29 protein-coding genes are annotated in these 25,894 nt (G+C 68.4%); 15 read left to right on the forward strand and 14 right to left on the reverse strand.

The genetic code is table 11. The features are described from left to right. Positions 1-132: 132 nt before the first annotated feature. The 3 genes from apbC (at position 133) to AX730_RS06025 (ending at position 2,216) form a co-directional block, all read left to right on the forward strand. Positions 133-984 carry an iron-sulfur cluster carrier protein ApbC gene (gene apbC, locus AX730_RS06015; RefSeq protein ID WP_062353597.1) on the forward strand — a complete coding sequence of 284 codons (852 nt, stop codon included), beginning with the start codon at positions 133-135 and terminating at the stop codon, positions 982-984. A gap of 91 nt (positions 985-1,075) precedes the next feature. Next, complete coding sequence (gene dcd / locus AX730_RS06020; RefSeq protein ID WP_062353420.1) at positions 1,076-1,648, forward strand: dCTP deaminase; 573 nt, start codon at positions 1,076-1,078, stop codon at positions 1,646-1,648. Between the two features lie 28 nt (positions 1,649-1,676). Beyond that, positions 1,677-2,216 carry an RDD family protein gene (locus AX730_RS06025; RefSeq protein WP_083537758.1) on the forward strand — a complete coding sequence of 180 codons (540 nt, stop codon included), beginning with the start codon at positions 1,677-1,679 and terminating at the stop codon, positions 2,214-2,216. Between the two features lie 9 nt (positions 2,217-2,225). Here the strand turns inward: AX730_RS06025 and pcp are convergent, their stop codons facing one another. Genes pcp through AX730_RS06065 form a run of 8 tightly spaced genes read right to left on the reverse strand, consistent with a single transcriptional unit; the run spans position 2,226 to position 8,028 of the window. Next, positions 2,226-2,879, reverse strand: coding sequence for a pyroglutamyl-peptidase I (gene pcp / locus AX730_RS06030; protein ID WP_062353426.1), 654 nt, complete (start codon positions 2,877-2,879; stop codon positions 2,226-2,228). Positions 2,880-2,901: 22 nt separating this feature from the next. Next, positions 2,902-3,867, reverse strand: coding sequence for a DUF979 domain-containing protein (locus AX730_RS06035; RefSeq protein ID WP_062353427.1), 966 nt, complete (start codon positions 3,865-3,867; stop codon positions 2,902-2,904). Next, positions 3,854-4,555, reverse strand: a complete 702-nt coding sequence (locus tag AX730_RS06040) for a DUF969 domain-containing protein (RefSeq protein ID WP_062353430.1) — start codon at positions 4,553-4,555, stop codon at positions 3,854-3,856. The genes AX730_RS06035 and AX730_RS06040 overlap by 14 nt, the downstream gene beginning before the upstream one ends. Beyond that, positions 4,552-5,304 carry a LamB/YcsF family protein gene (locus tag AX730_RS06045; RefSeq protein WP_062353433.1) on the reverse strand — a complete coding sequence of 251 codons (753 nt, stop codon included), beginning with the start codon at positions 5,302-5,304 and terminating at the stop codon, positions 4,552-4,554. Before AX730_RS06045 ends, AX730_RS06040 begins: the two co-directional genes overlap by 4 nt. A 15-nt stretch (positions 5,305-5,319) precedes the next feature. Beyond that, positions 5,320-6,273 carry a 5-oxoprolinase subunit C family protein gene (locus AX730_RS06050; protein ID WP_062353435.1) on the reverse strand — a complete coding sequence of 318 codons (954 nt, stop codon included), beginning with the start codon at positions 6,271-6,273 and terminating at the stop codon, positions 5,320-5,322. After that, complete coding sequence (gene pxpB / locus AX730_RS06055; RefSeq protein WP_062353437.1) at positions 6,270-6,968, reverse strand: 5-oxoprolinase subunit PxpB; 699 nt, start codon at positions 6,966-6,968, stop codon at positions 6,270-6,272. The genes AX730_RS06050 and pxpB overlap by 4 nt, the downstream gene beginning before the upstream one ends. Further along, positions 6,965-7,372 carry an HIT family protein gene (locus AX730_RS06060; protein ID WP_062353438.1) on the reverse strand — a complete coding sequence of 136 codons (408 nt, stop codon included), beginning with the start codon at positions 7,370-7,372 and terminating at the stop codon, positions 6,965-6,967. Before AX730_RS06060 ends, pxpB begins: the two co-directional genes overlap by 4 nt. Next, the gene (locus AX730_RS06065) at positions 7,369-8,028 is read right to left on the reverse strand and encodes a dienelactone hydrolase family protein (protein WP_062353441.1); all 660 of its coding nucleotides are present in this window, start codon (positions 8,026-8,028) and stop codon (positions 7,369-7,371) included. The genes AX730_RS06060 and AX730_RS06065 overlap by 4 nt, the downstream gene beginning before the upstream one ends. A 108-nt stretch (positions 8,029-8,136) precedes the next feature. Between AX730_RS06065 and AX730_RS06070 the strand changes: the two genes are divergently transcribed. From AX730_RS06070 to AX730_RS06080, 3 genes are all read left to right on the forward strand, one after another. Further along, positions 8,137-8,781, forward strand: coding sequence for a hypothetical protein (locus tag AX730_RS06070; protein ID WP_062353443.1), 645 nt, complete (start codon positions 8,137-8,139; stop codon positions 8,779-8,781). 73 nt (positions 8,782-8,854) lie between these two features. Next, positions 8,855-10,216, forward strand: coding sequence for a 30S ribosomal protein S12 methylthiotransferase RimO (rimO, locus tag AX730_RS06075; RefSeq protein ID WP_062353447.1), 1,362 nt, complete (start codon positions 8,855-8,857; stop codon positions 10,214-10,216). Positions 10,217-10,413: 197 nt separating this feature from the next. Beyond that, the gene (locus AX730_RS06080) at positions 10,414-11,040 is read left to right on the forward strand and encodes a DUF3025 domain-containing protein (protein WP_332307603.1); all 627 of its coding nucleotides are present in this window, start codon (positions 10,414-10,416) and stop codon (positions 11,038-11,040) included. A 3-nt stretch (positions 11,041-11,043) separates the two neighbouring features. Here AX730_RS06080 and greB read toward each other — a convergent pair whose 3' ends face one another. The 3 genes from greB to AX730_RS06095 are packed head-to-tail and all read right to left on the reverse strand — an operon-like array spanning position 11,044 to position 13,462. Beyond that, positions 11,044-11,547 carry a transcription elongation factor GreB gene (gene greB / locus AX730_RS06085; RefSeq protein ID WP_062353453.1) on the reverse strand — a complete coding sequence of 168 codons (504 nt, stop codon included), beginning with the start codon at positions 11,545-11,547 and terminating at the stop codon, positions 11,044-11,046. Continuing rightward, positions 11,547-11,918 (reverse strand): copper resistance protein NlpE N-terminal domain-containing protein, encoded by a 372-nt coding sequence (locus AX730_RS06090; RefSeq protein ID WP_157074118.1) that lies wholly within the window; start codon positions 11,916-11,918, stop codon positions 11,547-11,549. The genes greB and AX730_RS06090 overlap by 1 nt, the downstream gene beginning before the upstream one ends. A 41-nt stretch (positions 11,919-11,959) precedes the next feature. Beyond that, complete coding sequence (locus tag AX730_RS06095) at positions 11,960-13,462, reverse strand: helicase HerA-like domain-containing protein (protein ID WP_062353459.1); 1,503 nt, start codon at positions 13,460-13,462, stop codon at positions 11,960-11,962. A gap of 135 nt (positions 13,463-13,597) precedes the next feature. Between AX730_RS06095 and AX730_RS06100 the strand changes: the two genes are divergently transcribed. Further along, entirely contained in the window at positions 13,598-15,178 is a 1,581-nt protein-coding gene (locus AX730_RS06100) for a transglycosylase SLT domain-containing protein (protein WP_062353462.1), read from the forward strand. Between the two features lie 113 nt (positions 15,179-15,291). After that, positions 15,292-15,801: a hypothetical protein gene (locus tag AX730_RS06105; protein WP_157074119.1), complete on the forward strand. Its 510-nt coding sequence runs from the start codon at positions 15,292-15,294 to the stop codon at positions 15,799-15,801. Between the two features lie 22 nt (positions 15,802-15,823). Here AX730_RS06105 and asd read toward each other — a convergent pair whose 3' ends face one another. Beyond that, positions 15,824-16,669: an archaetidylserine decarboxylase gene (asd, locus tag AX730_RS06110; RefSeq protein WP_062353467.1), complete on the reverse strand. Its 846-nt coding sequence runs from the start codon at positions 16,667-16,669 to the stop codon at positions 15,824-15,826. Continuing rightward, on the reverse strand, positions 16,666-17,319 hold the full coding sequence (locus tag AX730_RS06115; RefSeq protein ID WP_062353470.1) for an SCO family protein: 654 nt from the start codon (positions 17,317-17,319) through the stop codon (positions 16,666-16,668). Before AX730_RS06115 ends, asd begins: the two co-directional genes overlap by 4 nt. A gap of 137 nt (positions 17,320-17,456) precedes the next feature. On the opposite strand from AX730_RS06115, the gene prmB reads away from it, so the two are divergent. From prmB to AX730_RS06150, 7 genes are all read left to right on the forward strand, one after another. Next, a complete protein-coding gene (gene prmB / locus AX730_RS06120; RefSeq protein WP_062353472.1) occupies positions 17,457-18,386 on the forward strand; it encodes a 50S ribosomal protein L3 N(5)-glutamine methyltransferase in 930 nt (309 codons plus the stop codon). 140 nt (positions 18,387-18,526) lie between these two features. Then, a complete protein-coding gene (gene aroC / locus AX730_RS06125) occupies positions 18,527-19,630 on the forward strand; it encodes a chorismate synthase (RefSeq protein WP_062353475.1) in 1,104 nt (367 codons plus the stop codon). Beyond that, complete coding sequence (locus AX730_RS06130) at positions 19,623-20,654, forward strand: 2-hydroxyacid dehydrogenase (protein WP_062353478.1); 1,032 nt, start codon at positions 19,623-19,625, stop codon at positions 20,652-20,654. The genes aroC and AX730_RS06130 overlap by 8 nt, the downstream gene beginning before the upstream one ends. A 77-nt stretch (positions 20,655-20,731) precedes the next feature. Further along, positions 20,732-21,757, forward strand: a complete 1,026-nt coding sequence (locus AX730_RS06135; RefSeq protein ID WP_062353482.1) for an aspartate-semialdehyde dehydrogenase — start codon at positions 20,732-20,734, stop codon at positions 21,755-21,757. Between the two features lie 86 nt (positions 21,758-21,843). Beyond that, complete coding sequence (locus AX730_RS06140) at positions 21,844-23,526, forward strand: FimV/HubP family polar landmark protein (RefSeq protein ID WP_062353485.1); 1,683 nt, start codon at positions 21,844-21,846, stop codon at positions 23,524-23,526. 18 nt (positions 23,527-23,544) lie between these two features. Then, on the forward strand, positions 23,545-24,345 hold the full coding sequence (truA, locus tag AX730_RS06145) for a tRNA pseudouridine(38-40) synthase TruA (RefSeq protein ID WP_062353488.1): 801 nt from the start codon (positions 23,545-23,547) through the stop codon (positions 24,343-24,345). Positions 24,346-24,367: 22 nt separating this feature from the next. After that, complete coding sequence (locus AX730_RS06150; protein ID WP_062353491.1) at positions 24,368-25,000, forward strand: phosphoribosylanthranilate isomerase; 633 nt, start codon at positions 24,368-24,370, stop codon at positions 24,998-25,000. 1 nt (position 25,001) lies between these two features. Here AX730_RS06150 and AX730_RS06155 read toward each other — a convergent pair whose 3' ends face one another. Continuing rightward, on the reverse strand, positions 25,002-25,886 hold the full coding sequence (locus AX730_RS06155; protein WP_062353493.1) for a LysR family transcriptional regulator: 885 nt from the start codon (positions 25,884-25,886) through the stop codon (positions 25,002-25,004). Positions 25,887-25,894: the final 8 nt, after the last annotated feature.

Genomic DNA, 25,894 nt, shown 5'->3' on the forward strand with positions numbered 1-25,894 from the left:
TGGCAGGGGTCCTTGAAGAGTGCTGGCATCGACGTATCGCTGCAGTCCGGCTTCCCTTTGAGTGACCTGCGCGATGACATCGAGCGACAGGTTGCGGCCGCGCTGGCGGCTGACGGGCAACGCCTGGCGTCCCTGTCCCTGGTTACCCGCATCGCGTCTCATGCGGTCCAGGGCGCTCTTTCCCCCCATCCCCGTATCCGCAACGTCATCGCGGTCGGTTCGGGCAAGGGCGGGGTGGGGAAGTCGACCACTTCGGTGAACCTGGCGCTGGCGCTGGCGGCCGAGGGTGGCAGGGTGGGGGTGTTGGATGCCGACGTCTACGGTCCCAGCATCCCGGCGATGCTGGGCCTGTCGGGGCGGCCCGACAGTCCGGACAACAAGTCCATCGAGCCGATGCGGGCGTTCGGGGTGGAGGCCATGTCGATCGGGCTGCTGGTCGACCAGGACACGCCGATGATCTGGCGGGGGCCGATGGCCACGTCCGCGCTGATGCAGCTGTTCACCGACACCCTCTGGGGCGACTTGGACTACCTGCTGGTCGACCTGCCGCCGGGCACGGGCGACATCCAGCTGACCCTCGCGCAGAAGATCCCGGTCGCGGGGGCGGTCATCGTCACCACGCCGCAGGACATCGCCACGCTGGACGCGAAGAAGGCGCTGAAGATGTTCGAGAAGGTCGAGGTGCCGGTGCTGGGCATTGTCGAGAACATGGCGGTCCATACCTGTTCCAGCTGTGGCCATGTCGAGCACCTGTTCGGCCAGGGTGGCGGCGAGCGGATGGCGGCGCAGTACGGCGTGCCCCTGTTGGGCTCGCTGCCGCTGGACATCACCATCCGCGAGCAGGGTGACGCCGGTCAGCCGGTCGTGGTCGCGGCACCGGATTCGGCCGTGGCGCAGGCCTACCGGCAGACCGCACGGGTCATGGCCGCCACGCTGGCGCAGCGGCCACGGGCAAGCGTGCCGATCGCTTCGTCGCTGGTCTGACTGCCAGACGCAGACGGCGGGCCGGGGCCCGCCCTACAATCCCCCTCCGCCGCGCCGGCCGCGCGGTTTCGTTCCCCAGACCAGGATTTGCATGAGCATCAAAAGCGACCGTTGGATCCGCCGCATGGCCGAACAGCAGGGCATGATCGAGCCGTTCGAGCCTGGACAGGTCAAGCAGGTCAATGGCGAACGCATTGTCAGCTATGGCACGTCCAGTTACGGCTATGACGTGCGCTGCTCGCGCGAGTTCAAGGTGTTCACCAACATCAACTCCACCATCGTCGACCCCAAGCACTTCGACCCGAAGAGCTTCGTGGACATCGAGGCCGACGAGTGCATCATCCCGCCGAACAGCTTCGCGCTCGCGCGCACGGTGGAGTTTTTCCGCATCCCGCGCGACACGCTGGTGGTCTGTCTGGGCAAGAGCACGTACGCGCGCTGCGGCATCATCGTCAACGTCACCCCGCTGGAGCCGGAGTGGGAAGGCCACGTGACGCTGGAGTTCAGCAACACCACGCCGCTGCCGGCGCGCATCTACGCCAACGAGGGCGTGGCGCAGATGCTGTTTTTCCAGTCCGACGCCGACGACGTCTGCGAGACCAGCTACAAGGACCGTGGCGGCAAGTACCAGGGGCAGACGGGCGTGACGTTGCCGCGTACCTGATCCGACCCCTTTACCGAAAGGAATCACCATGCAAGCACCGCCGCCGATGCCGCAGGATCCTTACCGCACTCCCGATGCGAATGTCGCGGATGTCCAGGAACAGGGCGTGCCGGATCCCGCGATCCGCTGGCTGCGGCTGGCGGCGATCCTGATCGACGCCTGCATCGGCTTCGCGGTGATCGTGCCGATGATGTATGTGGGCGGTTACTGGGAGGCTGCGTTTGAAGCCGGTCGCTCAGGCGGCTTCGGCATCATGCCGTTGGGCACGACGCTGCTGTGGGCCGTGATCGGCTTCGCCGTATTCGCGCTGATCCAGGGCTATCCGCTTCATGCCAATGGCCAGACCTGGGGAAAGAAGGTGGTGTCCATCAGGATCGTGGACCTGCAAGGCAACAAGCCGTCCCTGGTGGACCTGCTGGGCAAGCGCTACCTGCCGACGCATGCCATCGCCAACATCCCGTGCCTGGGTACGATCTACGTGCTCGTCGATTCGCTGATGATCTTCCGGCAGGAACAGCGCTGCCTGCATGACCTGATCGCGGGCACCCGCGTCGTGCGCGCGAAGTAGCGCGCGGTGTCAGTGTTCCGCACCCGCAGCGGTGCGGATGTCGATAGACGTCTTCAGGGCCACCTTCACCGCCAGGCGCAAGGCGGTTGTCACCGTCTCCACCGGCAGGCTCGCCGCACCGGCATGCCCTGACGCCTGGGCCGGCGAGTAGGGGATGTGGATGAAGCCCGCACGTACGCCCCTTCGCGCGCGCAGCGCGTGCATCAATCCGTAGAACACGTGGTTGCAGACGTACGTGCCTGCGGTCTGCGACACCTCGGCGGGAAAGCCGGCACCACGCAGGGCTTCACGCATGGCCTTGATCGGCAGGGTGGAAAAGTAGGCGGCAGGACCGCCGTCGATGACGGGCAGGTCGACCGGTTGCGAGCCTGCGTTGTCGGGAATGCGCGCGTCGTCGACGTTGATCGCCACGCGCTCCAGCGACAGCTGTGCGCGACCACCGGCCTGGCCGACACCGATCACCAGCGATGGCTGCGTTTCCTTCAGCGCCGCACGCAGGACCTTGAGCGAGGTGCCGAAGGCGACCGGCAACTCGCGGGCCACGACGCGATGCCCGGCGATGCGTGCGCCATGCAGCGCGGACACGGCCTGCCAGCTGGGATTGACCTGCTCGCCGCCGAAGGGCTGGAAGCCGGTCAGCAGGACGGTACGTGTCGTTGGCATGGCAAGTCTCGGGGAAGAATCATCAGCGGAAGCACAGCCACGCCATCAACAGCACGTTGGTGCCCATCAGCCACAGGCCGGTCGCGGCCTGCGCGCGGATCACGCCGTACTGGTCGTCCAGTTCCAGCAGTACCGCGGGCACGATGTTGAAGTTCGCCGCCATCGGCGTGAGCAGCGTGCCGCAGTAGCCGGTCAGCATGCCGATGGCGCCGAGGCTGGCCGGGTCGGCGCCGTGGCGCTGCACCAGAAGGGGCAGGCCGATGCCGGCCATCATCACCGGGAAGGCGGCGAACGCGTTGCCCATGATGACGGTGAACACCACCATGCCCGCCGCGAATGCCAGCAGGCAGGCCATGCGGTTGTCGGCCGGGATCACCATCGAGACCAGTGAAGCGACGGATTCGCCCACCCCGCTGGCCGCGAACACGCCGCCGAGTGTCGCCAGCACCAGCGGCAGCAGCGCTGCCCAGCCCATCGTGTCGAGCAGGCGTCGTCCCTCATCGGCCGCCCGCAGCGGGGGTTGCCGCGTCACCGCGATCGCCGCGATGGCCGAGACCACGCAGGCCAAGGCCAGGCCGACCAGCGTCATGCCGGTGGGCGCGAACAGCGGGGTACTACCGAAGGACAGGTGTGGGCCGGCGAGCACGACGGTGATGGTCAGTGCGGGAATCAGCAGGGCCGGCAGGAACAGCCGGTGGCCCAGCCGCAGCGCGGACGCCAGCCGTTCCGATTCCGGCGCCTCGTCCAATGGTTCGCGGCGCATGCGCGTGGCCAGCAGGGCGAGCACCAGCACCGCGCCGCCGGCGAGTTGCGCCGGCAGGGCGTCGCCGGCCTTGCTCGCGCGCAGTACGACATCGCCGCCCGCGAACAGCACCGCGATCACCGTCCAGAACGCAGCGTGCGCGTAGCGCCGTTGCTGCAGGTTGCGCCAACCGGCATAGGCGAGGAAGGCCGCCAGTACCCAGTAGAAGTGCTCAATCGACAGCATCGGTCTTCGCCTCCGCCGCCGGCACCGCACGGTCCAGCCGGCGCTGGAACAGGACGATACGCACGGCATGGATGATGAAGGCGGCGATCGCCGTCGGCAGCGCCCACAGCGCGATCTGCAGCGGCTCCAGCTGGATGCCGTGCTGGGCATAGAAGCCCTGGATCAGCAGCACGGCGCCGAAGGCGAGGAACACGTCTTCGCCGAAGAAGCGCCCGATGTTGTCGGTCGCGGCCGACATTGCGTGCACGCGCTGTGTTTCCTCCCGCGACAGCGGGGCCCGTGTCTTGCCCGCGGCGGACTCTGCCATCGGCGCCAGCAGCGGCCGCACGGTCTGCGCATGCCCGGCGATGTCGATCAGGCCCACCATGCTCAGCCCTTGCCGCACCAGCAGGTAGCCCGCCAGCAGGCGCGACAGCGTCAGGCCGCGCAGCCGCGCGATCCAGCGCAGCGCGTGCTCGCGCAGGCCGGCACGCTCCAGCAAGCCGATGGTCGGCAGCGTCAGCGCGAACATCAGCAGGGCGCGGTTGGACACGAAGCTCTCGCCCAGCAGCGCCAGCAGGTCGGGAATCGATTTGCCCGCTGCCAGTCCACTGACCAGGCCAGCCGTGACCACCACGATCACCGGGTTGAAGCGCAGTACGAAACCTGCGACCACCACGACGATGCCCAGCAGGGGCCAGTAACTCATGTGCGTCGCTCCATGGTGCGGATGGTGAACCCGGCGGATTCGATCGCCTGCCGAAGTCCGTGCGCGAACGCGACGGCATCGTTTCTGTCGCCATGCAGGCAGATGCTGTCCGCGCGCAGCGGCACCGATTCGCCCGTGCGCGCGACCACGATGCCACGGTCCAGCATCTGCGTGACCTGGGTGGCGGCGGTGGGCAGATCCTCGATGCTGGCGTCCACTTGCGAACGCGGCGTCAGCGTGGCATCGGCTTCGTAACGGCGCTCGGCGAAGACTTCATGCGCCACCGCCAGGCCTTGCCGCTCGCCGGCACCGGTCAACGCACTGCCCGACAGGCCGTACAGCACGAGCCCCGCGTCGTGGTCGCGCACGGCGCGTGCGATGGCATCGGCGAGGCTGGCGTCGCGCGCCGCCTGGTTGTACAGCGCGCCGTGTGGTTTGACGTGGTGGAGGCGCCCACCGGAGGCACGGACGAACCCGTCCAGCGCGGCCACCTGGTACAGCGTCAGCGCATACGCCTCTTCGGAAGAAAGGGCATGTGCGACGCGTCCGAAATGCTCGCGGTCCGCATGCGACGGGTGTGCGCCGATGGCGACGCCGTGCGCGAGGCACAGCGCGACGGTGCGCTGCATGGTGTCCGGTGACCCGGCGTGGAAACCGCAGGCGATGCTGGCGGAGCTGATGTACGGCACGATCGCCGCATCGTCGCCGCAGTCTTCGCCGAGGTCGCAGTTGAAATCGATGGTACGCATGTCCGCGAGCCTACCTCAGGCCCGCACGCGCTGGGCGATGGCGATGCGCAGCCGCGCAAGGCGGTGCGCGTGTTCCCTGGCCAGCGATCGCGCTCGCTGCAGCGTGACCGGTTCGAAGTGCACCGGTTCGCCGGGGCGCAACTGCGCGGCGCGCCCCAGGTCGCAGGCGATCACATGACCCAGTCGCGGATAGCCGCCCACGGTCTGTGCGTCGGCCAGCAGCAGGATGGGCTGTCCGTCGGGCGGCAGTTGCAGCGTGCCGACGGCGACCGGTTCGGACACGCCGTCGCCGGTTCCCGCGGGCAATCCGGCGCCACTCAGCCGCAGTCCCTGGCGATTGCTGTTGGGGTGGGTACGCCAGCCCTGTGCGATCAGCATGAGGGCGGCAGGATGCGCAGACGGCACGTAGCGCAGGACGTGGCGGTCCACCGTCCACGGGTCGTCCACGTCGATCCACCATGCGGGGAAGGCGGGTTGCCGCGCGATGGCGAGGTCCCTGCGGACCTCGCCGACGGGCAGGCGATCGCCGGCGGCCAACGCGCGTCCGTCAACGCCACCGAACCCACCACGGAGATCGGTGCTGCGGCTGCCGAGCACCATGGGTGATGCGATGCCGCCGGCCACGGCGAGCCAGGCGCGTGCACCGTCTCGCAAGGGGCCGAGCGTGAGCTCGCCTGCCGGAAGATCGATGGGTCGCCCCATCGGCAGCGGGACATCGTTCCACCGTGCCTGCACCGTGGCGCCGGTCAGCGCGATGCGGCCCGCACGCATCAAACGCAGGCGCGGACCTTGCAGTGCGATTTCCAGTCCGGCGTCGCCCTCGTCGTTGCCGACCAGCCGGTTCGCCATCGCCAGGGCGGCCGGGTCCGTTGCGCCCGTGCGCGCCACACCGAGGTGCCGCCAACCGTGACGCCCCTGGTCCTGCACGGTGGTCTGCGCCCCTGGCGACAGGACGTGCCAGAAGCTCACGGCGAACCTGCCATGTCGCGGAAGGTGGCCTCATCGATCGGCACGAAGCGGACGCGGTCGCCCGGCTGCAGCAGCGCAGGCTGCGCACGCGCGACATCGAACAGCACGCGCGGCGTACGTCCGAGCAACCGCCATCCGCCCGGGCTCGCGCGCGGATAGATGCCCGCCTGTGCGCCACCGATCGCGACCGAACCCGCAGGCACCCGCGTCCGCGGCGTCGCCAGGCGTGGCAGCGCCAGTGCGGAATCCAGTCCCAGCAGATAGGGAAAGCCGGGAGCGAAGCCGATCATCGCCACCGTGTAGAGCGGACCGCTGTGGCGTGCGATCAGCGTGCCGGCATCAAGGCCGAGCGCCTGCGCCGCCTCGACAAGGTCCTCGCCGTACTCGCCGCCGTAGCACACGGGAACTTCATGCAGGACGCTATCGGCTGAGGGACGTGATGACGGATCCGATAGCAGCGCGGCCACGGTGTCACCGACGGCGGCATGGGCATCGCCGTTCGGCAGACGATCCGCATCGAAGAACACCGCGAGGCTGGCGTACGCCGGCACCAGGTCGCGCAACCAGCAGGGCGAACGGTCGCGCAGCCGCGCCGCCAGCCGGTGCACCTGCGCATTGGTATCGGCCCCGATGCGCTCACCGAAGCGCACCAGCAAGGCATCGTCGCCCAGCGGCTCGAAGTGCGGCGTGCTCATGCCAGGCGCGTGCGCCAGCGTTCGATCTCGGCTGCGAGGTGGTCCGGCGCATGGCGGACGGCATGGCCGTTGCCCCACACCGGTCCCGGCCACGCCGCATCGCCGTCGTGGCGTCCGACCAGATGGATGTGCAGCTGGCGCACGATGTTCCCGAGCGCGCCGATGTTGAGCTTCTCCACACCGTGTTGCGCGCGGATCAGCTGACCGGCCTGGTTGATCTCCGCGAGCAGCAGGCGCTGCTGGCCACCGTCCAGGTCCAGCCATTCGCTGGCACCGTTCACGCGCGGCACCAGCACCAGCCAGGGATAACGGGTGTCGTCCATCAGCCGTACCTGCGACAGCGGGCCGTCGGCGATGAAGGCGCTGTCAGTGGCCAGCCGTGGGTCGAGGGTGAAGTCGGTCATGCGAGGTTCCGGGTGAAGAAGTCGAGCGTGCGCTGGCGTGCGAGCCGCGCACTGGACGGCTCGTAGTCCGCACGCAGGTCGCAGTTGAAACCGTGGCCGGCGGGATAGGTGAAGACCTCCATCCCGGGCAGTGCGTCGCGATGGGCCTGCACCATGTCCGGCGGGATCGAGGCGTCCTGTTCGCCGAAATGGAACATCACCGGTGCACGCGGCGTCTCGTGCAGGAAAGGAAGGTTGCGGGCCCCGTAGTAGCTCACCGACGGCAGGCCGATCCGCTGCGCGGCCAGCAACGTGACGGTGCCACCCCAGCAGTAGCCGACCGTGCCAACGGGACCCCGTGTTGCCAGCGCCTCCGCGGCGATGCGGGTGATGTCGGTCGCGCGCTCCATGCCCACGGCGTCCCTCAGTGTGCGGCCACGCTCGACGCCGTTGCCGTCGTATCCCAATTCCACGCCGGGCTCGACCACATCGAAATAGGCCGGCGCCAGGACGGCATAGCCTTCCAGTGCGTAGCTCTCGGCCACACTGCGGATATGCGCATTGACGCCGAAGATCTCCTGCACGACGACCAGCGCGCCGCGCGGCGTCCCGGGCGAGTCCGCGCGCCAGGCGGCGATCCGCCCGTGCGGGGTGTCCAGGTGGGTCCAGTGGCCCATGCAGGCGTCCTGAGGCGGGGTGGCATGAAGTGTATGCGCAAGCACCGTTCGCCGACGCGCGGGTGCTAGATTGCGCGCAGATCCCGGCAGCGGATGTGAGGAGGCGTTATGCGCAACATGATGTCCGTCGTGCTGGCCGTTGCCTGCGCTTTCCTTGTGGGCGCTGCGCATGCAGCGCCACCGGACGATGTCCTCCTGCATGGCCAGCGGTTCGAGGGAGCGAATCCTTCGGACGATGCGCGGGTGGAGACGCGCCTGGATGCGGATTTCGATGGCGACGGCCTGATGGATGTCGCGTTCGTGGCCGTGGACGACGAAAACCGGGTGCTCGGCGTGCTGCTGGGTTATCGCAGCGAGGTGGATATCGGCCTCACGCCGGTCGGCAGCGTCGAGCTGTCGCTCGATGCACTGGGGGCCGCGGGGCTGTCCTTGCGCAAGGGGGTGCTGGTGGTCGAGGACCTGACCGGCGGAACCACCGCCATCTCTTCGACCTGGCGCTACCGCTACGATCCCAAGGCCTCACGCATGCGCCTGATCGGCGAGGACCTGAAGCTGTACAGCCGCACGAACATGCACGGCTGGCAGGAGATCAGCAGCAACCGGCTGACCGGATTGCAGATTCGCCGCAGCGCCGAATCAGACGGCGAAGGCGGCTACGCGGCACCCGTGGAAACACGGGCGAAGGTGTCCACCCGACCGGTCTACATGGAGCAGACGCCCTCCGCAGACGAGCAACTGGGCATCGGAGGCTGAACGGCCCGTCCGGGTCCGGCGGGGCCGGGCGGCTATAATCCGCGCCCCGTACACGCCGCCGCCGTACTGTCCCATGTCCCTGCAGAACCCCAAAGTCGGCTTCGTCAGCCTCGGTTGCCCGAAGGCCCTGGTCGATTCCGAGCGCATCCTCACCCAGCTGCGCGTGGAGGGATACGACATCGTGCCGACCTACGATGCGGCGGACGTGGTGGTGGTGAACACCTGCGGCTTCATCGATTCCGCCGTGACCGAATCGCTGGACGCCATCGGCGAGGCGATGAGCGCGAACGGCAAGGTCATCGTCACCGGCTGCCTGGGCAAGCGCCCGGAACAGATCCGTGAGCAGTATCCCGACGTGCTGGCGATCAGCGGTCCGCAGGACTACCAGAGCGTGATGGAGGCGCTGCACGAAGCGCTGCCGCCGAAGCACGATCCCTTCGTCGACCTGGTGCCGGACTACGGCATCAAGCTGACCCCGCGCCACTACGCCTATCTCAAGATCTCCGAAGGCTGCAACCACCGCTGCAGCTTTTGCATCATTCCGTCCATGCGCGGTGACCTGGTGTCGCGTCCGGTCGATGACGTGCTGCGCGAAGCCGAGCGCCTGGTGCGCGGCGGGGTGAAGGAACTGCTGGTGGTGTCGCAGGACACCTCCGCCTACGGCGTCGACGTGAAGTACGCCGAGCGCGAGTGGCGCGGCAAGGCGTACCAGACCCGCATGAAGGCGCTGTGCGAAGGCCTGGGCGAACTCGATGCCTGGGTGCGCCTGCACTACGTGTATCCGTATCCGCACGTCGACGATATCGTCCCGCTGATGGCGGAGAACAAGGTGCTGCCGTACCTGGACATCCCGTTCCAGCACGCCAGCCCGCGCATCCTCAAGCTGATGAAGCGCCCGGGTGCCGTCGACAAGACGCTGGAACGCGTGAAGCGCTGGCGCTCGATCTGTCCCGACATCACCCTGCGTTCGACCTTCATCGTCGGCTTCCCCGGCGAGACCGACCAGGAGTTCGAGGACCTGCTGCAGTTCCTCGACGAAGCGCAGCTCGACCGCGTCGGCGCGTTCGCCTATTCGCCGGTCGAAGGCGCCGCGGCCAACCTGCTGCCGAATCCAGTGCCGGAAGAGGTCAAGCAGGAGCGCCTGGCGCGCTTCATGGAGAAGCAGGCGGAGATTTCCGCTGCGCGCCTCGAAGCGAAGATCGGCACGGTGCAGCAATGCCTGGTCGACCTGATCGAAGACGACATCGCCGTAGCGCGTTCCAAGGCGGATGCGCCGGAGATCGACGGCCTGGTGCACATCCAGAACGGCGGTGAACTGGGCCTGCGCGTCGGCCAGTTCGTCGATGTGGAAATCACCGAAAGCGACGAGCACGACCTGATCGGTGATGCCATCGTCGAGACGGCCGGCAGGCCGCTCGACGTCAAGGTGCTGTGACCGCGTCACCGGACGCGCTCCGCGCCGGGAATGATCGGCGTCGTTTCGTCGCGCCGCTACGCGGGCAGGTGGGTGCCGTGTGTTTCCGGCATCCACTTTTTGATGGATACGGCGAGTATCTGGATCTGGTGACGGCCGAACGGTGGCCGGAGATCGAATCCCTGAATGCCCGGATACACGCTTCCGGGCCCCGATTCGTGCAGCAGGATACGACCCTGCTCGCCGACGGCCTGCATTACGAGGCACGCATTGCGCAGGGGCGCATCGCCACGCGGGCGGAGAGCTGGCATGACCTGTTCAATGCGATGGTCTGGATGCGCCACCCGGCGCTCAAGCGCACCCTCAACCGGCAGCAGTGCCTGCATATCGAACGGATGGGTCCGCGCGAGCGCAGTCCCGCCCAGCAGGCGCTGACCCAGTTCGACGAAAGCGGTGTTGTCGTGCAGGTGCGCGACAAGGCGCTGTTGGATCTGTGGGACAGGCACGACTGGGTGGCACTGTTCCATCAGCACGCCGGGCGATGGAGCGATGGCGGCATCAGTGTTGCTGCCGTGGTCGGGCATGCGCTGATGGAGCAGATGCTGGTGCCGGGACGACTGCTGGTCGGCAAATGTCTGGTCGTACTGGGTGATCCGGTGGATGCGGTCGCGCACGTGGTCGACTCGATCGTGGCGGGGACGAGTCTCGTCACGCCGACGGAACTGCGTCCGTTGCCACTGTCCGGTATCCCTGGGTGGCACGCGGAACAGGGCGAGGCTTTCTACAAGCAGGCGGACTACTTCCGGCCGCTGCGCGAAGGACGTGTCTACCCGCGACCGCTGTAATCTTCAGCTCGCGTAGCCGACATCCACCAGCACGAACCGGGTGGGGCCGCCGGGCAGCTCCACGGTGAACTCGTCGTCGATGCGCTTCTTCAGCAGCGCGCGCGCCATGGGCGAATCGATGCTGATCCAGCCACGCGCCGCGTCGGTCTCGTCGGGACCGACGATGCGGTAGCGCGACGTCTCGCCGCTGGCGATGTTCTCCAGTTCGATCATGGCGCCGAAGAACACGGCTTCCGGGTCGCTGGGCGCGGTGTCGACCACGCGCAGCACTTCCAGCCGCTTGCTCAGGTAGCGCACGCGGCGGTCGATCTCGCCGAGCTGCTTCTTGCGATAGGTGTATTCCGCGTTCTCCGAGCGGTCGCCTTCGGCGGCGGCGGCGGCCAGCGCCTTCACCACCTCGGGACGGCGGACGCGCCACAGATCGTCCAGCTCCGCCTTCAGGCGGTCGTGGCCTTCGCGGGTGATCAGGGCGGTGCTTTTCTCACCCGGCGGTCGCCAGCGGGACATCAGTCGTTTCCGGTGTCGTCGAGTGCGCGGCGCAGCGTGCGGCCGCGAGGATCCTCGATCGGTTCGATGCAGCTACCGGTCGTCAGCACCAGCAGGTCGCCGTCGTGGATCGCGAATTCCAGCGGCTGCGCCGGCAGGCTGTCGGACGTGAGCTGTACGCAGGTGCCATTCCAGGTCACCGACCAGCGTCCGCGCCGCGCCGGCGTCGCCTGCAGATCATCCTGACAATGCGTCTGCAACACATACTGGCCATCGGCATGCAGGGACAGCAGCGCATCCTGCGATGCGCAGGCGCGGTCCGCCACGGTGCCGAAGAACTGGCCAGCGAAGGTCGCGGGCGTGGGGTTGGTGGCGGCGGCGACAAACGGCATCGAGCAAACCAGAAGCGCGATCAGCCGTTTCATCCGTGCGATCAGCGTCGTCCGCCGAAGATGCTGCCCAGAATGCCTCGCACGATCTGGTTGCCCAGCTTCGTGCCGACGGTGCGGGTGGTCTGCTTGGCCATCGTCTCGATCATGCCCTGGCGGCGCTTGGTGCCGAACACCGCGTCCTTGACCGCCTGGCCGAAGCCGCCGGCATCGGGGTCGTCCTTCTCCGTCTTCGCGGCCGGCGCGTTGGCGGCCTGAACAGCCGTCTCCGCCCGCTTGGCCAGCATCTCCGCCGCCGATTCGCGGTTCACCGCCGTGTCGTACTTGCCGCCGACGGGGCTGCCGCTTCGCACCTGCTGGCGCTCGGCCTCGTTGATCGCGCCCATGCGGCAGCGTGGTGGCGAGACCAGCGTCTGCTGCACCGGCGACGGAATGCCCTTGTCCTGCAGCGTCGATACCAGCGCCTCGCCGGTACCCAGCGTGGAAATGGCCTGCGCCACGTCCAGCTTCGGGTTCGGCACGAAGGTCTGTGCGGCCGTCTTCACCGCTTTCTGGTCGCGCGGGGTGAACGCGCGCAGCGCGTGCTGCACACGGTTGCCCAACTGGCCCAGGATGTTGTCGGGCACGTCGTCGGGGAACTGCGAGCAGAAATACACGCCCACGCCCTTGGAGCGGATCAGGCGCACGACCTGTTCGATGCGCTGCTGCAGCGCCGGTGGTGCGTCGTTGAACAGCAGGTGCGCTTCGTCGAAGAAGAACACCAGCTTCGGCTTGTCCAGATCGCCGACTTCCGGCAGCGTCTCGAACAACTCCGACAGCAGCCACAGCAGGAAGCTGGAATACAGGCGCGGCTTCAGGATCAGCTGGTCGGCGGCGAGGATGCCGATGACCCCGCGACCATCCGTGTTGGTGCGCATCAGGTCGGCCAGTTCCAGCGCGGGCTCGCCGAAGAACATTTCGCCGCCTTCCTGCTCCAGCCGCAGCAGCGCGCGCTGGATGGCGCCCACCGACTGCGTGCTGACCAGGCCATAGCTGGTGGAAATGTCCTTGCGCTCTGCGGCGACCAGGCCCAGCAACGCACGCAGGTCTTCCAGGTCGAGCAGCAGCAGGCCGCGGTCGTCGGCGAGCTTGAACACGATGTCCAGCACGCCGCTCTGGGTGTCGTTCAATTCGAGGATGCGCGACAGCAGGGTGGGGCCCATCTCGCTGACGGTGGTACGCACCGGGTGGCCGAGCTTGCCGTACAGGTCCCAGAACAGGACCGGGCTGGCGATCGGCGCGTAGTCGGCGATGCCGATGTCCTTCGCCCGCTGCACGACACGCGCGCTGCCGTCGCCGGCCGTGGCCAGGCCGGCCACGTCGCCCTTCACGTCGGCCATGAACACGGGTACGCCCATGCGCGAGAAGCCTTCGGCCAGCGTCATCACCGTCACCGTCTTGCCGGTGCCGGTGGCGCCGGCCACCAGACCATGACGATTACCGAACTTCGGCAGCAGCGTGACCGGGATATCGTCCGTGACGCCCTTGCCCAGCAGGATCGGATCCATGTGCAACCTCGCGTGATGATGGCCGGATTCTAGCGGCTGGAGGCTGCACCGGGGGCAATATTCCATGACGCATGACCTTGCCCGCGGCAGCGGCCCGGGGCTACCCTCCCGGCTCACACTCTGGATGCATACCTGATGTCGTTTGCGGTTCCTGCCTGTCTGCGCCACTGGCCCGTTGCGGTCGCCCTGTCCCTGCTGCTGGTATCACCGGCCTCGCTGGCCCAGCGTGTTTCCGCCCGTGACCGTGCCGCGTCCGAAGCGCTCGAACAGCGGATGGCCGCCGCCGAGAAGCGCTATCGCGATGGCCTGGTCCTGGTGGCCAACAGCGATCCGCGTGGCGCCACCGAGAGCGATGCCGCGCTGGAAGACATGGAAGACGTACTGGCCGCCTGCTCCCAGCAACGCGGTTGCCAGGTCCCTACGTTGCTGGCGACGTACAAGCGCCTGCTGAAAGGCAATGCCGATGCGCAGGGCGACGACAGAGAGGGCGCGGGGGATGTCATCGATGCCCTCGACGATGGCACCGACCACGCGACCTCAAGCGGTGTCCCGATCCCGGAAACCGCGCGTACCGCCGCACTGATGAATGACCAGCGGCACGCCTTCGACCGCATGGTGGAGTACAACCCGGCCATCCAGGCCGGCATCCGCCGTTGGCTCACCGACATGCGCCCCGCGCTGATCGACAGCTACGAGAACTACCAGAACATGCGCGCCGAGCTGTACCCGGCGTGGGAGCGCAGCGGCCTGCCGGAAGCGCTGCTGTTCGGCATCATGGCGAAGGAATCCAACGGCCGCGTGCACTCGACTTCGCGCGCCGGCGCGGCAGGGCCGATGCAGTTCATGTTCCATACCGGCGCGCGGTTCGGCCTGGGCCGTGATGCGAGCGGCTTCGACACGCGCTACGACCCGTACGCGTCCGGACAGGCCAGCGCGGAGTACATGAACGAGCGCATGCGCGGCCTCAACAACAACATCGAGCTGGCGCTGGCCGCGTACAACGGCGGCGAAGGACGCGCGGCGCGCGTCTACCGCGAGAACAGCGGCCTGGGCTTCTGGGACGACGTGGTCTACAGCCAGTTCCCCGGCGAGACGCGCGACTACGTGCCGATGGTGATCGCGGGGGCGTGGCTGTTCCTGCATCCGCGCCAGTACGGGCTGGAGTTCCCGAAGATCACCGCGCAACCCGCATCGCTGAAGCTGGCACGCGACGCATCGCTCTACGAGCTGACCATCTGCCTCGGCAACGGCGGTACGCGCGAGGGCTACATGCGCACGTTGCGCAACCTCAATCCACGCTACCCGCCGGAGGCCTGGATTCCGGCCGGCACCACGCTCAAGGCCAATGCGCGCATCGTGGGCCTGTACACGCGCTACTGCGTCAACGGGCCGCGTGCCGAACTGGCGCGCACGCTGGTGAACGCCGATCCCGCTGCCGCCATCCGGCACGTATCGCGGTCGGGCAACGTGGCCGTGGGCGACGTGACCCCGGTGGCCGGCGTGCCGACCACGGTGGCCACCGGTGATCCGAAGCCGGCAGAGCCCAAAGCGAAGCAGGCGCGTGATTACCGCGTGGCGAAGGGCGACACGCTCGGCCGCATCTCGCAGCGGTTCCAGTGCGACCTGAAGAAACTGGCGCAGGCCAACAGGCTGAAGGCGCCGGCGTACGCGGTGCGGCCAGGGCAGGAACTGAAGCTGGAAAGCTGCAGGAAGTAGGCGCTTCGCGGTACGGGTGCCGGTGTCGCTAATGTGAGCCGAAAGCCCGCAGTTTCAGCTGCATTCGAAGGAATCCACCCGCTAGACTCTCGCCTTACTTCAGGAGGAAGGCGATGAGAGTTTCCACAAATCTGCTGCCCATGGCGGTCATGTCGATCATGCTGGCCGCCTGTTCGGGCGAGAACGCCGAGAAGGCTGCGTCAGGCGCGGTGTCGAAAGCGGTCGAACTGGCGAAAGGTGCCGCTACCGGCGCCAGCAAAGGGGTGGACGACGGGCGCAAGGCGAGCACCAGCATCGATGGGGCGGTGATCGTCAGCAGCGGCGCAGAGCTGAAGGCATCGCTCACCGGCGGCGTGCTGGCGGCGCAGAAGGACGACGCGACCCTGGTGACCCTGGGCTTCGCCAACGAGGGTGCCGCACCGGTACGCGTCACCGAGCTGTCGCAGGGCGGACACGTCACCGGACTGGACGGCGAAGGTTATGCCTGCACCACGTTACAGGCGGGCGACGAATTCACGGTGCCGGCGAAGGCCAAGCTCAAGGTCGAGATGCGCTTCGACTGCACGGACAAGACGTTGGCCAAGGTGCGCCTGTACGACGTGGAATACGCGGTCGCGCCCTGACGAGGCGCGAGCAGGCAATCGGTCAGCCTGTGCGGCGCGCCAAGGCCTGGCCCAGCCGCACCGGCGATTCCGCCTTCAACTCCGGCGCGATCTCCGCCACGCCCGGCGGCAGCAGCACGATGACCGTCGATCCGTAATTGAAACGCGCCATCTCCCCGAATCGTTCCAGCGTGATGCCCTTGCCGCGGTAATCCTTGCGGGTGATCGCGGTGCCGTAGGCGGGGATCTCCTCGCCGCTCCACACGGTTTCCACGCCGGAGACGAGCAGGGCACCGACCATCACCGACACCATCGGGCCGAAATCGGTATCGAAGTGGCAGACCAGGCGCTCGTTGCGGGCGAACAGGCGCGGCACGTTCGCCACGGCGTCGGTGCCCACGCTGAAAAGCCGGCCGGGCACGTGCACGGTCTCGCGCAGCGTGCCGGTCCACGGCATGTGCACCCGGTGGTAGTCGCGCGGCGACAGGTAGACGGTGGCGAACAGGCCGTTGCGGAACGGCTCCGCGGCCGCCGCATCGCCCAGCAGTTCGGCGGCGGTGAACGACTGGCCCTTGGCCTGGAAGATGCGGCCGTCCTCGATCGGGCCGCACTGGCTGATATGGCCGTCGGCCGGCATCAGCAGCGCGCGCGGGTCCGCGTCGGCGACGCGGGCGCCCGGCTTCAGCGCGCGGGTGAAGAAGGCATTGAAGCTGGGGTAGGAACGCGGATCAGGGTTTGCGGCCTCGCCGAGGTCGACGTTGAACTTCCTCGTCACCGTGTCGATCAGCCAGCGGCTGGTGCCCGGCGAGGTCGAATACGCCAGCCGCCGCGCCAGCGACGACAGCAAGCGGTGCGGCAGGACATAGGTCAGCGAGGTCAGCAGGCTCATTTCGTCGACGCCTCGGTCAACGCGCGCATGTCGGCGGCGATCGCCTTGGGCTGGAACGGCGGACGGATCAGGCCGGCCAGGCGACCCTGCGGGTCCAGCACGCCGATCGCCGAGGAGTGGTCCATGCTGTAGTCGTTCGGGTTCTGTTCGAAGCCATCGCCCGGCACCTTCATGAAGACGAAGCCCAGCGACTTGGCGAAGTTTTCCAGCGTCGGTACGTCGGCGGTGGCGGCCATCGTGTCGGGATGGAACGCGTGGGCGTATTCGCCAATGCGGGTGGGCGTGTCGCGCTCCGGGTCCACCGATATGAACAGCACGCGCGGGCGGGTGGAGTCGGGCAGGTCCTTCCACTGCGCCTGGGCCTGGGCCAGTTCGGCCAGCGTGGTCGGGCAGACATCCGGGCAGAAGGTGAAGCCGAGGAAGACCAGCGTCCAGTGGCCTTTCAGTTCGCCATCGGTCAGTTGGGTGCCATCGGACTGGCGCAGCGAGAATGGCGCCAGCGGGCGCGCCTGCGGGAACAGGCTGACTGTCTGCGTCGGTGGCCACACGGTAGCCGGCGTGACGGGGCCGAAGAATTTCTGTGCGGCCAGCAGGCCGAGGCCGGCAGCGAGCGCCAGGACGAGGATGAGGCCGATCTTCTTGTTGAACATGCGCTTGGGACTCCCACGAAGGAGGGTCACGGCCGGTGGGCCGGGGCCGCATGGGCGCGGCAGGAGCCGGTCATGATACCGGGGCAGCCCCTATAATCGGCGGCCTTCGCCGTTCCGGCGTCTTCACAAGCCTTGCCATGACCGCCGACGTCGCCGCCGAACTGCACACCATCATCGACCTGATCCGCTACGGCGCCAGCCGTTTCAATGCCGCCGGCCTGACCTTCGGGCACAGCTACGACAACGCGCTGGATGAGTCGTCGCACCTGGTGCTGCACACGCTGCACCTGCCGCCGGACCTCGGTCCGGCTTACGGCCAGGCGCGCGTTACGGGGGCGGAAAAGGCGCAGGTGCTGGCGTTGTTCGAGCGCCGCGTGAACGAGCGCGTTCCCGTCGCCTACCTGACCGGCGAGGCCTGGTTCGCCGGCCTCAGCTTCAAGAGCGATGCGCGCGCGCTGGTGCCGCGTTCGCCGATCGCCGAGCTGATCGAAGCCGGCTTCGAGCCCTGGCTGGGCGGCCGCGAGGTCAACCATGCACTGGACCTGTGCACCGGTTCCGGCTGCATCGCCATCGCGATGGGCCACTACAACCCCGACTGGCAGGTCGACGGCGTCGACATCAGCGACGACGCGCTGGCCCTGTCGGCCGAGAACAAGGCACGCCTGCTGGCCGACAACGTGCAGTTCCTCAAATCCGACCTGTTCGCCGGCCTGACGGGCAGGCACTACGACCTGATCGTCACCAATCCGCCCTACGTCACCAACGACGAGACCGATGCGCTGCCGAAGGAATACTCCTTCGAGCCGGAACTCGGCCTGCGTGCGGGCGATGACGGCCTGGACCTGGTGCTGAAGATCCTGCGCGATGCGCCGCTGCACCTCAGCCAGGACGGCCTGCTGATCTGCGAAGTCGGCGAGTCCGAACGCGCACTGGTCAAGCTGCTGCCGGATGTCGAGTTCGCCTGGATCGAGTTCAAGGTCGGCCAGATGGGCATCTTCGCCGTCGAATGCGCGGAACTGATCCGGCACAACGCGCACATCAGCGCGCTCGCCGCCGCCCGGAAATAAGGCCGCTCGCGCGCCGCACGGCACCTTCGGCGGTTGCGAACGCAACCGTCGCGGCCGGCGTTGGCGCACTGCACAATAGGGTGGCCGGTGTGCGATGCTTCGACGCCCGGCACCGGTAGTTCCCATCCGCGGAGCGGCGCTTGAGCAGCAACAGTTTCGGAAAACTCCTCACGGTCACCACGTTCGGCGAATCGCACGGGCCGGCGATCGGCTGCGTGGTCGACGGCTGCCCGCCCGGGCTGGAGATCGCGCCGGAGGAATTCCGCCACGACCTGGAGCGCCGCGCGACCGGCAAGTCGCGGCATACGTCCGCGCGCCGCGAGGCCGATGAGGTCGAGATCCTCAGCGGCGTGTATGAAGGCCGCACCACCGGCACGCCAATCGCCCTGCTGATCCGCAACACCGACCAGCGCAGCAAGGACTATGCCGACATCGCGCGGCAATTCCGCCCTGGCCATGCCGACTACGCCTACTGGCAGAAGTACGGCATCCGCGATCCGCGCGGCGGCGGACGCTCCTCCGCGCGCGAGACGACGACGCGCGTGGCGGCCGGCGTGATCGCCAAGAAATGGCTGCAGCAACGGTATGGCGTGACCGTGCGCGGCTACCTGTCGCAGCTCGGGCCGATTACGCCGGACGGTTTCGACTGGAGCGCGGTGGAAGACAACCCGTTCTTCTGGCCGCATGCCGCGCAGGTGCCGGCGCTGGAAACCTACATGGACGCGCTGCGCAAGTCAGGCGATTCCATCGGTGCGCGCGTCAATGTCGTCGCCGACGGCGTACCCGCCGGCTGGGGCGAGCCGATCTACGGCAAGCTCGACGGCGATCTCGCCGCTGCGCTGATGAGCATCAATGCGGTGAAGGGCGTGGAGATCGGCGACGGTTTCGCCGCCGTTACCCAGAAGGGCACCGAACACCGCGACCTGATGACGCCGGACGGCTTCCTGTCCAACCATGCCGGCGGCATCCTCGGTGGCATTTCCACCGGCCAGCAGGTCACCGCGTCCATCGTGCTGAAGCCCACCTCCAGCCTGCGCCTGCCGGGCGCGACGGTGGATGTGGACGGCAACACCGTCGATGTCATCACCACCGGCCGCCACGATCCCTGCGTCGGCATCCGCGCCACGCCGATCGCCGAGGCGATGATGGCGCTGGTGCTGATGGACCAGGCGCTGCGCCATCGCGCGCAATGCGGCGACGTCGGCGACGTGCCGCCGCGGGTTCCCGGCAGTGTCGATGGCTGAGCCGCGGCCGCGCGTCTGGGTGTCGCAGCCGCTGTTCGACGACATCGTCGAACGGCTGGCGGCGCACTTCGACGTGCGGTCGACGACCGACGTCACCGAGTACACGCCGCAGGCGATCGCCGATGCTCTGCGCGACAGCGCCGGCGCGCTGGTGACCTTGAACGAGCGCATCGGCGTGCAGGAAATCGCGGAGGCCGCATCGCTGCGCGCCATCGCCAATGTCGGCGTGGGCTACAACAACCTGGATGTCGCTGCGCTGACGCAGTCCGGCATCGTGGCGACCAATACGCCGGACGTATTGACCGAGACGACCGCCGACTTCGGCTTCGCCCTGTTGATGGCGACCGCTCGCCGGATCACCGAAGCCGAACGCTGGCTGCGTGAGGGGCAATGGCAGCAATGGTCGTTCGGTACGCTGCTGGGCGCCGACCTGCACGGCAGCACGCTGGGCATCGTCGGCATGGGCCGGATCGGACAGGGCATCGCGCGCCGTGCGCGCGGCTTCGACATGCGCGTGCTGTACCACAACCGCAGCCGCTTGCCGGATGCGGTCGAACAGGAGTGCGGTGCGGCCTACGCCAGCTTCGACGACGTGTTCGCGCAGGCGGATCACGTGGTGCTGGTGCTGCCGTACTCGCCGCAGGTCCATCATCTGGTCGATGCTGCGGCGCTGGCGAAAATGAAGCCGACCGCCACGCTGGTGAACATCGCGCGCGGCGGCATCGTCGACGAGGTCGCGCTGGCCGATGCGCTGGCGAACGGTCGCCTGGCCGCCGCCGGCCTGGACGTCTATGAAGGCGAGCCTGCCGTTCGCCCTGAACTGCTGGCGCTGCGCAACGTCGTGCTGACCCCGCACATCGCCAGCGCCAGCCTGGCCACGCGCCGCGCCATGGTGTCGCTCGCGGTGGACAACCTGATCGCCGCGCTGGACGAAGGCCCGGATGCAGGCAACCCGCCGACGCCGGTCAATCCCGATGCGCTGACCACCATCAAAACCATCGCCGCCAAACGACAGGGAGCCTGAGGCACGCCCGCAGGTTCCCCGAACACAGCCTTCTCCTGTCTGCTGTCTTCATTCCTTTCTCGCGAACACCATCTTCCATGAGCAACCAGAACCGTACCTTCAATGTCGCCGTCGTGGGCGCCACCGGCGCCGTCGGCGAAACCATGCTGTCCATCCTCGCCGAGCGCGAGTTCCCGATCGGCAAACTCGTCGCGCTGGCCTCCGAGCGCTCCGCTGGCAGCAGCGTCGAGTTCAAGGGCGAAAAAATCACCGTGCAGGATCTCGCCACGTTCGACCCGAGCGGTATCGACATCGCGCTGTTCTCCGCCGGCGGCGGCATTTCCAAGGAATTCGCGCCGAAGTTCGCGGCGGCCGGTGCGGTCGTCATCGACAACTCCTCGGCCTTCCGCTACGACGCCGATATCCCGCTGGTCGTCAGCGAAGTGAATCCGGAGCAGGTGCAGAACCGACCGCGCGGCATCATCGCCAACCCGAACTGCTCGACCATGCAGATGCTGGTGGCACTGGCGCCGATCCACCGGAAGGTCGGTATCGAACGCATCAACGTGGCGACCTACCAGTCGGTGTCGGGCGCGGGCCGTTCGGCGCTGGAGGAACTCGGCCGCCAGACCGGCGCGCTGCTGAACTTCCAGGACCCGGATCCGCAGCGTTTCCCGGTGCAGATCGCCTTCAACCTGATCCCGCACATCGACGACTTCCTCGACAACGGCTTCACCAAGGAAGAAATGAAGCTGGTGTGGGAGACGCGCAAGATCCTCGGCGACGACAGCATCCAGGTGAACCCGACCGCGGTGCGCGTGCCGGTGTTCTACGGCCACTCCGAAGCCGTCGCCATCGAGACCCGCGAGAAGATCACCGCGGCTGAAGCGCGCGCGTTGCTGGAAGCCGCGCCGGGCATCGAGGTGGTGGACGACCGTGCCCCGGGTGGCTACCCGACGCCGGTGACGCATGCCTCCGGCACCGATCCGGTGTACGTCGGCCGCATCCGCGAGGACATCTCGCATCCGCGCGGCCTGAACCTGTGGATCGTGTCCGACAACATCCGCAAGGGCGCCGCCCTGAATGCGGTGCAGGTGGCCGAGCTGGTGGCGAAAAACGGCTGAGCGGCTATAGTCGTGCCCGGGAAACTTGGGGAAGGGCCGTGAAACCGACGCATAGACCTCGGACGGCAAGACTCCGCCTGGCCGGCATGTTCGGGCTGGGGCTGGCGTTGCTGAGCAACGTCGCCCTGGCGCTCGGCCTGGGGGAGATCAGGGTCAAATCGCAACCCGGCCAGCCGTTGCTGGCCGAGATTCCAGTCATCTCCAGCGAGCCTGGTGAGCTGGAGCAGCTGCGCGCGCGCCTCGCGTCGCCGATGACGTTCGAACGCGTCGGCCTGCCGCGCCCGCAGGGACTGGTCAACGAGCTGGATTTCGCCGTCGCCCTGGACGATGCCGGCCGCCCGGTCGTGCGCGTCACCAGCCGCACGCCGGTCGACGTGCCGGCGGTGAACTTCCTGATCGAGGTGGATTGGGGGCAGGGCCGGCTGGTGCGCGAGTACTCGGCGCTGGTCAGCGCGCCAGGCACGCTGGCGGCCGCCGGGCAGCCGGTGATTGATGCACCGACGGCCGCGCCGACCGACACCATCAGCCGGCCGGTCGAGCCGGTGGTCACTACGCCGCCTGAACCGACACCGCAACCTGCACCGGAAGCGCCTGCACGACCCGCGCCTGCACCGGCACCTGCGGTGGCGGCAGCACCGACGCCTCCCGTTGCACCCGATGGCACGCTGGCACCCGTGCGACGCGGCCAGTCGCTGTCGCAGATCGCCGCGCCGCTGGCCCGCGAACAGGGCTACACGCTGGACCAGGCGATGGTCGCGCTGCTGCGCGCCAATCCCGAGGCCTTCATCAACGGCAACCTCAACCTGCTGAAGCAGGGCGCGGTGTTGCGCGTGCCGGACGCGGCCGAAGCGCAGACCATCCTCGAAAGCGAAGCCGCCGCGCTGGTGCGCAGCCAGATCGCCGAGTGGCGCAGCGCACGTGCGCCGATCCCGCAGCCGGCGGCCGTGGTCGAGCCGGCGGCCACCCCCACGCCAGCCGCGCCGTCGCGCGCACCGGCAGTGGCGGATGCACGGCTGGAAATCGCACCCGCGGCCACGAGCACGTCGGGTTCTGGAACGCAGTCCGGCGTCAGCGCCGGCGGTGAGGGCGAGATGTTGGCGAACGAACAGTTGCAGCAGTCGAAGGAAGACCTGGCCGCGCGCGAAGCCGAAGTGCAGGAACTGCGCTCGCAGGTCGCGGACCTGGAGAAGCTGAAGGCGCAGCAGGAGAAGCTGCTGGCCATGAAGGACAGCGACCTCGCTGCCGCGCAGCAGCGGCTGGCGCAGAGCAATGGCAGCGACGGTGGGGTGCCGGTGTGGGCGTGGGCGGGCTTCGGCCTGCTGTTCGTGGGCGCGCTGGCCTGGGGTTTCGCCCAGCGCCGCCAACGTGTGTCACCGGCCCCGGTGCCGCGCAATCCGGTATTCGACAAGGCGCCGGTGGACAGTCGTGCCGCGGAGCTCGCCGCGGCGATGCCGGAACCCGAACCGGTGCGCACGCCGAGTCCCGTACTGGAACCTGCCGTCGTCGTGCCGCCGGTCGCAGCACCCAGGCCCGCGCAGAAGGCCTCGCCTGCACCGGGACCCACCTGGCACGCGGGCGGCAGCGCCGCTCCGGCGGCTCAGGTCGCATCGCCGCCGGCCCCCGCCGGTCGCGATCGTCTGGAACTGGCGGTGGCCTACCTCGATCTCGGCGACGTGGCGACCGCCCGCGACCTGTTGAACGAGGTCGCGGCCGGCAACGACCCAGTCGCACGTGAAGAAGCGCTGCAACTGTTGCGCGATATCGGCTGACAGGCGCGGAGCGATGCAGTGACGCGCTACGCGCTGGGCGTCGAGTACGACGGCAGCGAATTCCAGGGCTGGCAACGACTGACCAAGTCCGGTACGCGGGACACCACCACCGTGCAGGCGGCGCTGGAGGGCGCGCTGTCGTCGGTCGCCGACGCGCGCATCGACACGATCTGCGCGGGGCGCACGGATGCCGGCGTGCATGCGGAGTGCCAGGTGGTGCATTTCGACAGCGAGACCATGCGCTCGCCGCGCAACTGGCTGCTCGGCACGACGGCGCGTCTGCCACCCGCCGTCTGCGTGCGCTGGTGCCAGCCCGTGGCAGAGGATTTCAATGCGCGCTTTTCCGCGCGTGCGCGCCGTTACCGCTACACGTTGGTGAACCGGAGCGTTCGCCCGGCGTTGCAGCGGCACTACCTCAGCTGGGAGCGGCTGCCGCTGGATGCGGACCGCATGCACCGCGCCGCACAACACCTGTTCGGCGAGCACGATTTCAACGCCTTCCGCACCGTCCACTGCCAGGCGCCGCATGCGGTCCGCCACCTGCATGCGATCTCGGTGGCGCGGCAGGGCGAGCGCGTCGTGGTCGAGGTGCAGGCCAATGCGTTCCTGCACCACATGGTCCGCAACATCGTCGGCTCCTTGCTGCTGGTGGGCAGGGGCGAACGGCCGGAGGCATGGATCGCCGAACTGCTGGCCGGGCGCGATCGCACCGTGGCTGGCCCCACGGCACCGTCCGACGGCCTCGTGTTCGTCAGCCCCCTGTATCCGGCCGAATGGGGTCTGCCGACGGAAGTGACGCTGCCGGCCTCCGCAGGCTGAGCGGGCGGGTTACCCTGCGGCCATGCATACGCGCATCAAGTTCTGCGGCCTGACCCGCGCCGAGGACGTCCGCCTGGCAGTGGAGCTGGGCGTGGATTACGTGGGGTTGGTGTTCGCGCCGCACAGTCCACGCCGGCTTCTGCTGGGGCAGGCACGCATGCTGCGCGCGCTGGTGCCCGAGGAGATCGCGGTCGTCGCCCTGGTGATGGACAACACGCGCGGCGATATCGAGCACATCGTCGAATCGCTGCAGCCCGACCTGCTGCAGTTCCATGGTGCCGAGGACGATGCGGTCGCCGGCTCGTTCGGCCGGCCGTTCTGGAAGGCGATCGCGATGGGCGGCCAGCAGGACAGCGCGTTCACCAGTCTCGCGGACTATCCGAGCGCCAGTGGCTTCCTGTTCGATGGCCATGCGGCGGGCGAACAAGGCGGCAGCGGCCAGCGGTTCGACTGGCGGCAGATGCCGCGTGCGACCGACAAGCCCTTCCTGCTGGCCGGCGGGCTGACGCCGGAGAACGTGGCGCTGGCGGTGCGCACCGCGCGGCCGACCGGCGTGGATGTGTCCAGCGGCATCGAAACAGCGCCGGGCGCGAAGGATGGCGACAAGATGCGTCGTTTCGTCGACGCGGTACGCCAGGCCGACGCCCGCGGCTGAATCAGGCCAGCGCTGCGCGTAGCCACGCGGCCAGCGCCGGCGTGCGGGGATCGGGATTGCCGCGCCGGGCGCACAGCGCCCATGCCCCGCCGGTGTCCACGAAACCCCAGGGCGCGACCAGGCGGCCGCTGTCCAGGTCGGCCTGCACCAGTTCGTGTGGCGCGATGGCCACGCCCAGGCCGGCGACGGCGGCCTCCAGCAGGTAGGTCAGGTGATCGAAGCCGGCGCCGAGGCGAAGCTGGTCGGTGTCCACGCCCTGGGCCTCGAACCAGCGCGGCCAGGCCTGCGGTCGGGAGGCGGTATGCAGCACGGCTTCGCCTGCAAGCACACCGGGCGGCGCATGCTCCAGCTTCGCGAAACCGGCGTGGCGGGGGCTGACCACGGGGCCGATCCGCTCCGGACCCAGCGGATAAACGTCCCAACCCGACGGCCAGGGCGCTTCGCCGACCAACAGCGCGGCATCGAGTCCGGTCAGTGCATCGTCGAAGCCGCCTTCCTGTGCCGACAGATGCACCGTCAATGTGGGCAGGTCGATTGCCAACCGTTCCAGCCGCGGGATCACCCAGCGCGCCAACAGGCTGCCCGGGCAGCCCAGCACGAAAGCGGCGGGACGCCGGTCGCGCTGCAGCGCCGCCCAGCCGGTCTGTAGCGTCGAAAAGGCATCGCCCGCCAGGTCGCGCAGGCGCTGGCCGTCGGCGGTCAGCGCCAGGCCGCGCCCGTCGCGGACGAACAGCGGCCGGCCTAGCGCGGCTTCCAGCGTGCGGATATGCCGGCTGACCGCGCCGTGGGTGACATGCAGTTCGCCAGCGGCGCGGCTGACGCTGCCGAGGCGGGCAGCGGCCTCGAAGGCGCGCAGGGCATTGAGCGGGGGCAGGGGGCGGGACATGGCGTGAG

The sequence above is a fragment of the Pseudoxanthomonas mexicana genome (genome assembly GCF_001556105.1).
Taxonomy (GTDB): domain Bacteria; phylum Pseudomonadota; class Gammaproteobacteria; order Xanthomonadales; family Xanthomonadaceae; genus Pseudoxanthomonas_A; species Pseudoxanthomonas_A mexicana_A.

Coding starts and splice junctions, on each gene's coding strand:
- AX730_RS06140 (WP_062353485.1), top strand. CDS start 21,844: ATGTTCGGGCTGGGGCTGGCGTTGCTGAGCAACGTCGCCCTGGCGCTC.
- AX730_RS06060 (WP_062353438.1), bottom strand. CDS start 7,372: ATGACCGACTTCACCCTCGACCCACGGCTGGCCACTGACAGCGCCTTC.
- dcd (WP_062353420.1), top strand. CDS start 1,076: ATGAGCATCAAAAGCGACCGTTGGATCCGCCGCATGGCCGAACAGCAG.
- AX730_RS06115 (WP_062353470.1), bottom strand. CDS start 17,319: ATGTTCAACAAGAAGATCGGCCTCATCCTCGTCCTGGCGCTCGCTGCC.
- AX730_RS06105 (WP_157074119.1), top strand. CDS start 15,292: ATGAGAGTTTCCACAAATCTGCTGCCCATGGCGGTCATGTCGATCATG.
- AX730_RS06070 (WP_062353443.1), top strand. CDS start 8,137: ATGCGCAACATGATGTCCGTCGTGCTGGCCGTTGCCTGCGCTTTCCTT.
- AX730_RS06090 (WP_157074118.1), bottom strand. CDS start 11,918: ATGCCGTTTGTCGCCGCCGCCACCAACCCCACGCCCGCGACCTTCGCT.
- AX730_RS06065 (WP_062353441.1), bottom strand. CDS start 8,028: ATGGGCCACTGGACCCACCTGGACACCCCGCACGGGCGGATCGCCGCC.
- AX730_RS06095 (WP_062353459.1), bottom strand. CDS start 13,462: ATGGATCCGATCCTGCTGGGCAAGGGCGTCACGGACGATATCCCGGTC.
- pcp (WP_062353426.1), bottom strand. CDS start 2,879: ATGCCAACGACACGTACCGTCCTGCTGACCGGCTTCCAGCCCTTCGGC.
- AX730_RS06040 (WP_062353430.1), bottom strand. CDS start 4,555: ATGAGTTACTGGCCCCTGCTGGGCATCGTCGTGGTGGTCGCAGGTTTC.
- pxpB (WP_062353437.1), bottom strand. CDS start 6,968: ATGAGCACGCCGCACTTCGAGCCGCTGGGCGACGATGCCTTGCTGGTG.
- AX730_RS06150 (WP_062353491.1), top strand. CDS start 24,368: ATGCATACGCGCATCAAGTTCTGCGGCCTGACCCGCGCCGAGGACGTC.
- AX730_RS06035 (WP_062353427.1), bottom strand. CDS start 3,867: ATGCTGTCGATTGAGCACTTCTACTGGGTACTGGCGGCCTTCCTCGCC.
- asd (WP_062353467.1), bottom strand. CDS start 16,669: ATGAGCCTGCTGACCTCGCTGACCTATGTCCTGCCGCACCGCTTGCTG.
- rimO (WP_062353447.1), top strand. CDS start 8,855: ATGTCCCTGCAGAACCCCAAAGTCGGCTTCGTCAGCCTCGGTTGCCCG.
- AX730_RS06155 (WP_062353493.1), bottom strand. CDS start 25,886: ATGTCCCGCCCCCTGCCCCCGCTCAATGCCCTGCGCGCCTTCGAGGCC.
- AX730_RS06045 (WP_062353433.1), bottom strand. CDS start 5,304: ATGCGTACCATCGATTTCAACTGCGACCTCGGCGAAGACTGCGGCGAC.
- greB (WP_062353453.1), bottom strand. CDS start 11,547: ATGTCCCGCTGGCGACCGCCGGGTGAGAAAAGCACCGCCCTGATCACC.
- AX730_RS06130 (WP_062353478.1), top strand. CDS start 19,623: ATGGCTGAGCCGCGGCCGCGCGTCTGGGTGTCGCAGCCGCTGTTCGAC.
- AX730_RS06100 (WP_062353462.1), top strand. CDS start 13,598: ATGTCGTTTGCGGTTCCTGCCTGTCTGCGCCACTGGCCCGTTGCGGTC.
- AX730_RS06025 (WP_083537758.1), top strand. CDS start 1,677: ATGCAAGCACCGCCGCCGATGCCGCAGGATCCTTACCGCACTCCCGAT.
- prmB (WP_062353472.1), top strand. CDS start 17,457: ATGACCGCCGACGTCGCCGCCGAACTGCACACCATCATCGACCTGATC.
- AX730_RS06135 (WP_062353482.1), top strand. CDS start 20,732: ATGAGCAACCAGAACCGTACCTTCAATGTCGCCGTCGTGGGCGCCACC.